Source organism: Rhizobium mayense, assembly GCF_030272705.1.
Lineage (GTDB): Bacteria > Pseudomonadota > Alphaproteobacteria > Rhizobiales > Rhizobiaceae > Rhizobium > Rhizobium mayense.
Map to the genome: position 1 here is coordinate 23,160 of NZ_JARFYM010000047.1, position 10,364 is coordinate 33,523.

A 10,364-nucleotide genomic window follows, 5' to 3' on the forward strand; every position below is an offset into this window, starting at 1 on the left:
TGACTCATCGAAAAGCTGAGCGCTGATCGAGATTGCCGCCGGAGCCAGGATGGGTGCCTCGGCGGATGCGAAATCGCGTCATGTCGAAAAGTGCCGCCCCGCCGATCCTGACTCGGCGAGCGATTGGTATACGCGCAAGGTAAGTCCGATCAGCCGATAGCTGACCGGTCGGTTGAGATCGTCGAGCGCCAGCCACTCTATCGGCAGGCAGCCGCGGGCGCTTCGGCGATCTCAATCACCGATTCTGTCGCGTCTGATTTCCAACGGCTTCCCCTGAGCCAGTCGATCAGCAGTACATCCCGAGCGTGAGAAGATCTCTTGTTCGCGAGACGTCTGCAGTCATCATCGCGAACGGGGATCGAGCGCGTCGCGCAGGCCGTCGCCGAGCAGGTTGAAGGACAACACCGTCGCGAAAATCGCCAGGCCGGGCCAAAGGGCCATCCAGGGTGCATTGCCGAGGAAGCGCTGTGCGGAGTTCAGCATCGATCCCCAGGACGGCGCGGGGGGCTGCAGGCCAAGGCCGAGGAACGACATGCTGGCTTCCGCGATGATCGCAGAGGCGATGGTCAGCGTTGCCTGGACCATGAGCTGCGGCAGGATGTTCGGCAGGATATGCCGGACCGCGATGCGCCATTGCGGATTGCCGACCGCGCTCGCCGCCTCGACATATTCCTCTGCCTTGATGGAAAGCACTTGGCCGCGCGTCAGGCGGATGAAGAGCGGCGTGGCGGTAATGCCGATTGCCAGCATCGCGTTGGTGAGGCTCGGACCGAGAAAGGCGGCGAAGGCGATAGCGAGGATAAGGAAGGGGCAAGCGAGCATCGCATCGGTAAAGCGGCTGATGAAGCCGTCGATGATGCCGCCGAGGAAGCCGGCGGCGAGCCCGAGCGGCACGCCGATCGCCATGGCGATTCCGACCGATGTCAAGCCTGCGAGCAGTGAAGCGCGTGTGCCCCAGACGATGCGGGAGAGAATGTCGCGACCCGCCTCGTCCGTCCCCATCCAATGCAGCGCCGATGGCGCCTTGCGCACGGCGCTCCAGCTTTGTGCCGCCGGGTCATAGGGGGCAAGAAGGGGCGCAAAAACCGCGACGAGCACCATGAACAGCACGACGACGAGGCCGATAAGCGCGCTTCGCCGCCTGGCAAGCCGCCGCCACAGGCGGCTCTGGAAGAAGCGCGTCACCGAATTGGTCGAGGCCTTGGGTTCCGTAATCGTCAGCATGTCAGCCTCTCAATCGGGGGTTGACGAGAATATATCCTATATCCGCCAGCAGATTGAGGATGATGTAGAAGAGCGACGTGACGAGAACGACGCCCTGTACGACCGGATAGTCGCGCGTGAAGACCGCATCGACGATCAGCTTGCCGAAACCCGGAATCGTGAAGATCTGCTCGGTCAGGACCGCGCCGGATAGCAGCGCGCCGAATTCTAGCGCGCCGAGCGTGATGATCGGCGTCAGCGCATTGCGCATCGCATGCTTGAAGACGACCACCCACTCGCTCAGGCCTTTTGCCCGTGCGGTGCGCACGTAATCGCTCTCGAGCGCCTGCAGCATCGCGCCGCGGGTATGGCGCATGATGACGCCGGCGATCGCCATGCCGAGGACGAAGGCGGGCATGATCGTCGTCGCGAGGCTCATGCGCCAGTTCTCCCAGGGGCTGACGAAGCCGGATGCCGGAAGCCAGCCGAGATGCACCGAAAAGAAGAGGATAAGCATGATGCCGAGCCAGAAGTTCGGCACCGAAATGCCGGCGAGCGACACGACGTTCGTCGCATAGTCGATTGCGGTATTCTGCTTCAACGCGGAGATGACGCCGCCGGTGATGCCAAGCACGAGCGCTACGATAATGCCCATGACCGCGAGCTGCAGCGTCACCGGCAGCTTCAGCAGAATGAGGTCGAGGACGGGAAGGTTGTGGCGCATGGATTCGCCGAGGTCGCCCGACACGACGCCCTTCACCCAAAAGAGATACTGGATGATGATGGGCTGATCGAGGTGATACTGGGCGCGGATGGCCGCGAGCGTCGCCTCGTCCGGATTGTCGCCGGCCAGGATCAACGCCGGATCGCCGGGCAAGAGATGCTGCAGCGAAAAGATGATCATCGACAGCAGGATGATGGTCGGGATGAGCTGCAGCAGACGGCGCAAGAGAAGCGATGACATGGTTCAATCTCCTGCCGCGGGCTGGGCCGGCCGAACGGCCATGGCCTCAAAGGCTGCAAACAGCTTTTCGAGCTTTGGATTTCTGGGTTCGAGGACAGCGCCCGTCGCGTCGTCTACCGGCAGTTCGTTCCAGAAGGCGCAGGCGTTGGCGTGACCGTTCGCTTCCACTTGCAACGTCATGCTGACGGACTGGCATTCCGGTCGGGCATGGGGGCAGCGCGTGTGCAGCCTACAGCCCGGCGGCGGGGACAGCGGGCTCGGCAGGTCGCCGTGGAGCTGTGCCGCACGCGAGCGCTGGTGACTGGGGGGGGCGGCCACCGGAATTGCCGCAAGCAGGGCGCGCGTATAAGGGTGGCGGGGCGCATCGAATATCACGTCCGATGCACCGATCTCGACCACCCTGCCGAGGTACATGACCGCGACGCGATCCGAGATATGCTTCACCACGCCGAGATCGTGGGAGATGAAAACGAAAGCGAGCCCGAGCCGCTTCTGCAGGTCTTTCAGGAGATTGAGGATCTGTGCCTGGATCGAGACGTCGAGTGCGGAAACCGCTTCGTCGCAGATGATGACTTTCGGTTCGGAAGCCAACGCGCGCGCGATCACGACGCGCTGGCGCTGGCCGCCCGAGAATTCGTGGGGATAACGGTTCGCCTGTTCGGGGCGAAGGCCGACCATCTCCAGAAGTTCCGCGACCCGCTTGGCGCGTTGGGCCGCTGGCACGACGTTGTGCAGCATGAGTGGTTCGGCGATCGTCTGCGCGATCGTCATTCGCGGGTTGAGCGAGGCATAGGGATCCTGGAAGATCAGCTGGATATGCCGGCGCTGTCGGCGCATCGCCGCGCTGCTGATATTGGTGACGTTCTCTCCGTCGATCAGCACTTCGCCGGCAGTCGGCCGGATGAGCCGCATCAGAAGCCGCCCGAGGGTCGATTTACCGCAGCCGGATTCCCCGACGATTGCCAGCGTTTCGCCCGGCATGAGGGAAAACGTGACGTCGTCGACGGCGCCCACATGGGCCAGCGGACGGCCGAGGATGCTGCGCTTGATGATGAAATTCTTGCCGAGCCCGCGCACTTCGATGATCGGCTTCTGGGCTGACGAGGAGGAAGAGGGTTGGGTCATGGAACGAGATCCTCCATGGGCGCACGCCAACAGCGGCTGAAATGGCCTGCCGAAATTTCCATGAGCAGCGGCATTTCGGCGCATTTTTCGACGCGGAACGGGCAACGCGCCTGGAACCGGCAGCCCGAAGGCGGATTGGCCATGTCGGGGACGGTGCCGGTAATCGCCACAAGCCGTTCGCGCCGTTCGTCGAGGCGCGGCAGCGAGCCGAGTAGGCCGACCGTATAGGGATGCTGCGGGAAGGTGAAAAGCTGCTCGACCGAACATTGCTCCACCACCTGCCCGGCATACATGACGATGACGTCGTCGCAGGATTCGGCGACCACGCCCAGATCGTGGGTGATGAGGATAATCGCCGTTCCGGTCTTCTCCTGCAGCTCGCGCATCAGCTCGAGCACCTGCGCCTGGATGGTCACATCCAGCGCGGTCGTCGGCTCGTCTGCAATCAAAAGCTCCGGGTCGCAGGCAAGCGCCATGGCGATCATCACGCGTTGGCGCATGCCGCCGGACAGATTGTGCGGATATTGGTGGTAGCGGGTCTCGGGCGAAGGGATGCGCACCAGCTTCAGCATGGCGATCGCCCGCTCCGTCGCCTCCTTCTTGGAGATCCGGCGATGGCGAAGGATGACTTCGTTGATCTGCTCGCCGATTGTGTAGGAGGGATTGAGCGACGTCATCGGCTCCTGGAAGATCATCGCCAGCCGATTGCCCCTGAGGCGGCGCATGGCGCTTTTCGTCTGGTCCAGAAGCTGTTGGCCGTCGAAATCGACGCTGCCGGAAATGCGTGCGGAATGTTCGGGCAGCAGCCGCATCACGGCAAGCGACGTCACGCTCTTGCCGCTGCCGGACTCTCCGACGATGGCCAGGGTGCGCCCCTTCTTGACGGAAAAACTCACGCCGTCGACGGCCGTGACGGTTCTGGTGTCTGCCTGGAAGACGACACGCAGGTCCGAGATGTCCAGAATGGACGTGGAGTCTTCGTCAGCCCGAGGAGATCGGGCTGACGGGTTGTGATCCATGGGTTGGGACGTGCTCATCGAAACCAGGCGCAGACTTAGTTCTTGCGGCTGACGCCAGCGAGGCGGATGATGCCGTCCGGATTGGGCTTGAAGCCGACGATGTTGGCGTTATGCGCGAAGATCCACTGTGAGTGATACATGTAGACGATAGGCAGGTCCTTGAGCAGGATAGCGATTGCCTTGTTGTATTCCTTCTTGCGGGCTTCGACGTCGCCGAGGCCACGGGCCTTGGTCAGGATCGCGTCGAGATCCTTGTTGCAATAATGCGCGTCGTTTCCGGCTGCGCCGCAGGCCAGCATCGGCGTGATGTTGAGATCGGGGTCGACGCGGCCGCTCCAGCCGACGAGATGGGACTGGAATTTGCCCTGGCGGGCGACATCGAGCAGCGTCATTAGCTCGGTCGGCTTGATGGTGACGTTGATGCCGATTTCCTGAACCATAGCCTGGACGAGCTGGGCCACCTGCTGGCGCTCCGCATCCGTCGGAACAAGCAGTTCCAGATTGACGGACTTCACGCCGGCTTCTTCCATCTTCTTCTTGGCCGCGTCCAGATCACGGGCCGGAACCGGGTAGTCCTTGTCGAAATAGGGGCTGGTCGGCGGGAAGGGCTGGTTGCCGGTGCTGGCCTGGCCGTTGAAAACGACGTTGTTGATGGCATCGCGGTCGATCGCGAGGCTGACAGCTTCACGAATGGCCGCCTTCTTGCCGGCATCGAGATTGGCACCTTCGCCGGTAATATCGAAGGTGATGCCGTAGTAGCCGAGGCCAACGACGGGGGCGACAGCAAGCGAGGGTTCGGCTTTGACGGCGTCGACATCGGTCGCGGCAAGGCGCTCGATCAGGTCGAGCTGACCGGAGCGCAGGTTGAGCAGGCGAACGTTGGAGTCCGGCATGCCGCGATAGACGAGCTTGTCGAAATGATACTGGTCCGCATTATAATATTGCGGGAACTTCTCGAGAGTAATGTGGTCCTGCGGGACGCGTTCCACGAACTTGTACGGGCCGGAGCACACCGGCGCATTGGTGAATTTCTCGCCGAGCGCTTCGCCGGCCTTCGGGCTGATGATCATGCCGGCGCGGTCGCTGAGCGCGGCCAGCAGCGGAACGGACGGCTCCTTGAGGTTGATGCGGACGGTGTAGTCGTCCACGACGTCGACGCTACTGATGGCGCTGATTTCCGGCTTGCGGCGGGAGATCTTGAGATTGAGGTCGCGATCGAGGTTATATTTGATCGCGGCTGCATCCACCTTGGTGCCGTCGTGGAAGAGTGCGTCCTTGCGCAGCTTGAGCGTCAGCACGGTGCTGTCGGCATTCCATTCCCAGCTCGTCGCAAGCATCGGAATGATCTGGCCGTTATCGTCGACATCGACGATTTTGTCGCACAGCGACTGCAGGACGTGGCGGCCGACGAAGCTCCAGTTGGAGGCCGGATCGAGCGTATCAGGATCGTCCTGCAGGCCGATGTTCAGAACGGATTCTGCGGCAGCAGGCACGGTAGTCGCCACAAGGCCACTCAAAGCTAAGCCGGCTGCGAATGCGAGATATAGTGGTTTCATTAAACTTCCCTCTTTGTTCTTGATTGATGTGCCCCGATCAGCGGGCAACGGCATAGCCCTGCACGCCGCGCGGATTGGCGCCGGCCTTGACCAGTTGGGTCTCGCCGTCCATTTCCCGCGCGACTGCCGCAAGCCGCCCTTCCGACCAGGCGTCGCCGATGGTGATCTTGTGTCCGCGGGCGGCCAGCTCTTCCTGGGTCGCCGTCGAGAAGCGCGACTCCAGCGTGAGCGCCCCGAAACTGATCTCGCGCGGCCAGAATGAGCTCGGCAGATGGTCGGTGTGGAAGGACGGCGCGTCGATCGCTTCCTGCAAATTCATTCCTCTGTGAATGTGGCGCAGCAGCATGATGAGCTGCCATTGATCCTGCTGATCACCCCCTGGCGTGCCGAAGGCCATGTAGGGGCGTCGGTCGCGGAAGACGGTCGACGGCGTAAGCGTCGTGCGCGGCCGAGTCGACGGCTTCAAGGTGGAATTCAGGCCTTCTTCCAGCCAGAACATCTGTCCGCGGGTGGTGAGGCTGAAACCAAGGCCCGGAATGACGGGGCTTGACTGGAACCAGCCGCCGGAGGGTGTTGCCGATACCATGTTGCCCCAGCGGTCGACGGCGCTGACCTGCACGGTGTCGCCGCGCTGCGCACCTTCGCGCGTGAGGGCGGGTTCGCCTTCCTTGTCGTTCGGCAGCTTTTGTTCGCGTGCGACCGTTGGCTCGCCGCCGCCCAGGCCTGGCTGCGGAATGCTGCCAACGGTGCGCAGGGGCGGCAGGCGCGGAGTGCGGCCGCCCGGCGAGCCGGGGCGCACGTCCATCGATGCGGTGCCGCCGATCAAGGCGCGGCGTCCGTCGGCATAATGCGAAGAAAGCAATGTTTCGAGCGGAACGTCGGGGCTGTCGCCGTACCAGGCTTCGCGGTCAGCCATAGCGAGTTTGGCGGTTTCGACGACAAGATGCACGAAGTCAGCGCTCATCGGATCGAGATCGGCGATGTCCGTGCCCTTCAGGATCTGCAGCATCTGCAGAAGGACCGGGCCTTGCGACCAGGCGCCGCATTTGAAGACCTCGAAGTCGCCATAGGCGACGGAAACCGGAGTCTCGATCTGCGGCTTGTAATCGGCCATGTCCTGGGCGGTGATGAGGCCCTTGTGCCGACGGCCCGAAACGTCCCAAACCTCTTCGGTCGCGCAATAATCATCGATGCGCTCGGCGACGGGACCGCGGTACCAGAAGTCGAGTGCGACCTCGATGCGCGCTTCGCGTCCCTTAGCCGATTTCGTCTGGTCGAGGATCTGCTGATAGAGCGCCGCGACATGTGGGTTGCGAAAGAGCTTGCCGGATTGCGGCGCCTGGCCGCCCGGCAGGTAGAGTTCGGCGGAGCTCGGCCAATGTGTTTCGAAGAGCTCGCGCATCGAGGCAATAGTATTGGCGATGCGCGGCACCAGCGGATGGCCATTCTTTGCATAATAGATTGCAGGAGCCAGCACGTCTTCGAGGTCGGCGGTGCCATAATCGCGCAAGAGTGTCAACCATGCGCCGAAGGCGCCGGGGATGCAGGCCGCGAGCAGGCCGGTGCCCGGAATGATGTCGAGGCCGAGATCCCTGAAGTACTGAACCGTGGCCTTGGCGGGAGAAGGGCCCTGACTGGAAATCACCGTCGGCTTGTCGGCGCCAGCCGGCGTGACGATGATCGGAACCTCGCCGCCGGGGCCGTTCAGATGCGGCTCGACGACCTGCAGCACGAAGCCGGCCGCGACGGCCGCATCAAAGGCAGTGTGACCCTTTTCGAGGATCGACATGCCGACGGTCGACGCCAGCCAGTGTGTGGATGAAACCGCACCGAATGTGCCCCTGAGCTCCGGACGCGTCGTAAAAGTCATTTCGATTCCTCACTCCCTATCGGCCTATGGCCGACCCGAAAGATATTCCATTGTCCACAATATCAGCCAGTATCGGCCGAATTATATACGCGGCTTGATCACATCAAGCCCAAAATAATCTGCAGGTATCAATTCTGTGGACATATTGTATATTTGATACGCCCGTGGCAAGCAGATTGTGTAAAATTATGGGCACTTGCATAATCGGCAAAAGCTGACGCAGGGGAGTCAGCGGCATGACAAAGGATGAGAAGATGCTGGAAACAGCGGCTGCCGGCAGGAAAAGTCGCAGTGATTTCATTGCCGAACAGCTGGAAGAAGCTGTGATCAACGGCGCGATCCCGGCAGGCTCGCGGCTCGATGAAGCATCAATCGCAACACAATTCGGGGTGTCGCGCACGCCGGTGCGCGAGGCGCTGCATATTCTCTGCGGGCGCGGGCTTGCCGAGCGCGAGCCTTACAAAGGCGTGGTCGTCACGCAGATTTCGACGCAGCGGATCGACGAAATGTTCGAAGCCATGGCTGAACTCGAGGCGACCTGCGGCCGTCTCGCTTCTCACAGGATGACGATGAGCGAGCGCGCGGAGCTTGAAAACATCCATCACGAAATGAATGCGCTCGCCGACGAAGGCGAGCACGACGGCTATAACGAGCTGAACACCCGCTTCCACAACCTGCTCTTCCAGGGCAGCCACAACAGCGACCTGATTGCCGCCGCACAGACGTTGAGGCTGAAGCTTGCGCCTTTCCGGAAGTACCAGCTCAAGGACAAGGGACGCCTGAAGCGCTCCTGCAGCGAACATCAGCAGATCGTCGATGCGATTCTCGACCAGGATCCGAAGGCGGCCGAAAATGCGTTGCGCCGCCATCTCGTATCGGCTGCGCAGGAGGTTCTCCTCAAGCGCCGGCGGCGCGAGAAAGACTCCCAGACCGAAACCAATCTTATCGAAGAGGCATGAGTTCGAAATGTCCGAGAATACCGATCAAGATGCTATCCGCACCGTTATCTCGGACATGCAGGCAGCCTGGAACCGTGGCGATTTCCATGGCTACATGGCGGGTTTTGCCAATCCGGACGTCGTATTTGTGTCCCGGGGCCGCATCCAGAAGGACTGGCAGGCGACGCTGGATCACTATATTGCCGATTATGGCGGCTCTCCCGGTTCGCAGGGGCAGTTGACCTTCTCGAATATCCGCATCGAGATGCTCGCACCGGATGCCGCGCAACTCATCAGCAACTATAATCTCGTGCGTTCTGCCCGCAGCCAGACTGGGGTCAACACTCGCTTGATGCGCAAACGGGACGGCCAATGGGTGATTGCGCTCAATCACGTTTCGCAGATTGAGCGATGATGAGTTTCGGGAAGCGCGGTGTCCCGTCAAACATTCGATTGCGCTTTCGCCCGTCTGCGGGGCGGCCGGTTACCCGGCTGGAAGATCGATCGGGTCGTGGAGATCGCGTGCGAGATAATCCTGGATCTGCTTGACGATCTGTTCGGCGTGCTTGGAGGCAAGCTTGTCGGCAAGCCCCACCTCGCGCTTTTCGATCGCGGCGATCATCTCTTCGTGCTCGTCGACATATTGTCGAGGCAGACGGTCGTCGAAGGTGCGGTAATAGAGCCGGAGAATGCGCCGTCCTTCGTCAAGGAGCCGGCTGAAAAAGGCCGTATAGTAGGAATTGCCGGCAAGCTCGGCGATCGCCACGTGAAATTCGCGGTTTGCCTCGATCATCGCCAGCGCATCGCGCGCCTTAACGGCGGCGGCGAATTCCTCCTGCCGCTTTCGAATGTTGCCCATGGCCTCGGCCCTTGCGCGCTGCGCTGCGCCGCGCGTGGTGACGCGGTACATTAGCGTCAGGGCGTCGAAATAGGTCGGCAATGCCGCAAAGTCGATTTGCGAGACGATCGTGTTGCGGTTCGGCAGCGTCGTGACCAGGCCCTCGCCGGAGAGCCGCAGCAGCGCCTCGCGGACGGGCGTGCGCGACATGCCGAAGCGCTCCGAGAGCCTGACTTCCTCCAGCGCGTCGCCCGGTAGCAGCGTCATGTCGAGGATTTCCTTGCGCAGCACCGTATAGACACTTTGAGTGCCGGTGCCGCGCGCACGACGAAAATCACTTTCTTCGGATTCGATATGTGCCATGTCTCGTCCTCTTTTCTTGGAGCCGCCACCGGAATGAATGCAGCTTGTCGACGACAGACGCCACCTAGTCAAGCAGGCGCCAGCTCGTAGATCACCGTCGTCGCGCGCCGCCAGCGATGCACGACCGGCGATGTCAGGCCGCCTTTCCCCAGTACGGGCGTCCCCTTGCAAATCTCCATAGCATTTTTCGCAATTTATGTCGACAAATAGAATACAAAGCGCTATGACCGCTGCGAGGCTCAACCTTTCCAGGCGGACGATTGTGTCACGAGGCCCGCAGTCCCAGAGGATATTGAATGAAAGCGAAGATTTTTTCTGGCGTTGTTCCGGCGCTGATGACGCCTTGCAGGGACGACCGCAGCCCGGATTTCGAGGCGCTGGTGCGCAAGGGCAAAGAGCTGATCGCTGAAGGCATGTCGGCCGTCGTCTATTGTGGTTCCATGGGCGACTGGCCGCTGCTGAGCGACGAGCAGCGCATGGAAGGCGTC

10 protein-coding genes are annotated in these 10,364 nt (G+C 61.7%); 3 read left to right on the top strand and 7 right to left on the bottom strand.

Going from position 1 to position 10,364, the window contains the following annotated elements; all coding sequences use genetic code 11:
- Positions 1 to 342 precede the first annotated feature (342 nt).
- Genes PY649_RS31705 through PY649_RS31730 form a run of 6 tightly spaced genes read right to left on the bottom strand, consistent with a single transcriptional unit; the run spans position 343 to position 7,737 of the window.
- Positions 343 to 1,224 (bottom strand): ABC transporter permease, encoded by an 882-nt coding sequence (locus PY649_RS31705; protein WP_285872883.1) that lies wholly within the window; start codon positions 1,222 to 1,224, stop codon positions 343 to 345.
- 1 nt (position 1,225) lies between these two features.
- Positions 1,226 to 2,167, bottom strand: coding sequence for an ABC transporter permease (locus tag PY649_RS31710; RefSeq protein WP_285872884.1), 942 nt, complete (start codon positions 2,165 to 2,167; stop codon positions 1,226 to 1,228).
- A 3-nt stretch (positions 2,168 to 2,170) separates the two neighbouring features.
- Positions 2,171 to 3,292: an ABC transporter ATP-binding protein gene (locus PY649_RS31715; protein ID WP_285872886.1), complete on the bottom strand. Its 1,122-nt coding sequence runs from the start codon at positions 3,290 to 3,292 to the stop codon at positions 2,171 to 2,173.
- On the bottom strand, positions 3,289 to 4,311 hold the full coding sequence (locus tag PY649_RS31720) for an ABC transporter ATP-binding protein (RefSeq protein WP_285872887.1): 1,023 nt from the start codon (positions 4,309 to 4,311) through the stop codon (positions 3,289 to 3,291). The genes PY649_RS31715 and PY649_RS31720 overlap by 4 nt, the downstream gene beginning before the upstream one ends.
- Before the next feature lie 35 nt (positions 4,312 to 4,346).
- Positions 4,347 to 5,867, bottom strand: coding sequence for an ABC transporter substrate-binding protein (locus tag PY649_RS31725; protein ID WP_285872888.1), 1,521 nt, complete (start codon positions 5,865 to 5,867; stop codon positions 4,347 to 4,349).
- Between the two features lie 37 nt (positions 5,868 to 5,904).
- On the bottom strand, positions 5,905 to 7,737 hold the full coding sequence (locus PY649_RS31730) for a gamma-glutamyltransferase family protein (RefSeq protein ID WP_285872890.1): 1,833 nt from the start codon (positions 7,735 to 7,737) through the stop codon (positions 5,905 to 5,907).
- Between the two features lie 236 nt (positions 7,738 to 7,973).
- Between PY649_RS31730 and PY649_RS31735 the strand changes: the two genes are divergently transcribed.
- A complete protein-coding gene (locus PY649_RS31735; RefSeq protein WP_285872892.1) occupies positions 7,974 to 8,696 on the top strand; it encodes a GntR family transcriptional regulator in 723 nt (240 codons plus the stop codon).
- A gap of 7 nt (positions 8,697 to 8,703) precedes the next feature.
- Positions 8,704 to 9,090, top strand: coding sequence for a YybH family protein (locus PY649_RS31740; protein ID WP_285872894.1), 387 nt, complete (start codon positions 8,704 to 8,706; stop codon positions 9,088 to 9,090).
- 69 nt (positions 9,091 to 9,159) lie between these two features.
- On the opposite strand, the gene PY649_RS31745 is transcribed toward PY649_RS31740, so the two are convergent.
- A complete protein-coding gene (locus tag PY649_RS31745; RefSeq protein ID WP_285872895.1) occupies positions 9,160 to 9,876 on the bottom strand; it encodes a GntR family transcriptional regulator in 717 nt (238 codons plus the stop codon).
- A gap of 296 nt (positions 9,877 to 10,172) precedes the next feature.
- Here PY649_RS31745 and PY649_RS31750 point away from each other — a divergent pair.
- A partial coding sequence (locus tag PY649_RS31750) for a dihydrodipicolinate synthase family protein (RefSeq protein ID WP_285872896.1) occupies positions 10,173 to 10,364 on the top strand: 192 nt, incomplete at its 3' end.

What these genes read in the sequence shown, in the direction of transcription:
- PY649_RS31735 (WP_285872892.1), top strand. Translation starts at nt 7,974, where the DNA reads ATGACAAAGGATGAGAAGATGCTGGAAACAGCGGCTGCCGGCAGGAAA.
- PY649_RS31720 (WP_285872887.1), bottom strand. Translation starts at nt 4,311, where the DNA reads ATGGATCACAACCCGTCAGCCCGATCTCCTCGGGCTGACGAAGACTCC.
- PY649_RS31705 (WP_285872883.1), bottom strand. Translation starts at nt 1,224, where the DNA reads ATGCTGACGATTACGGAACCCAAGGCCTCGACCAATTCGGTGACGCGC.
- PY649_RS31715 (WP_285872886.1), bottom strand. Translation starts at nt 3,292, where the DNA reads ATGACCCAACCCTCTTCCTCCTCGTCAGCCCAGAAGCCGATCATCGAA.
- PY649_RS31730 (WP_285872890.1), bottom strand. Translation starts at nt 7,737, where the DNA reads ATGACTTTTACGACGCGTCCGGAGCTCAGGGGCACATTCGGTGCGGTT.
- PY649_RS31740 (WP_285872894.1), top strand. Translation starts at nt 8,704, where the DNA reads ATGTCCGAGAATACCGATCAAGATGCTATCCGCACCGTTATCTCGGAC.
- PY649_RS31745 (WP_285872895.1), bottom strand. Translation starts at nt 9,876, where the DNA reads ATGGCACATATCGAATCCGAAGAAAGTGATTTTCGTCGTGCGCGCGGC.
- PY649_RS31725 (WP_285872888.1), bottom strand. Translation starts at nt 5,867, where the DNA reads ATGAAACCACTATATCTCGCATTCGCAGCCGGCTTAGCTTTGAGTGGC.
- PY649_RS31710 (WP_285872884.1), bottom strand. Translation starts at nt 2,167, where the DNA reads ATGTCATCGCTTCTCTTGCGCCGTCTGCTGCAGCTCATCCCGACCATC.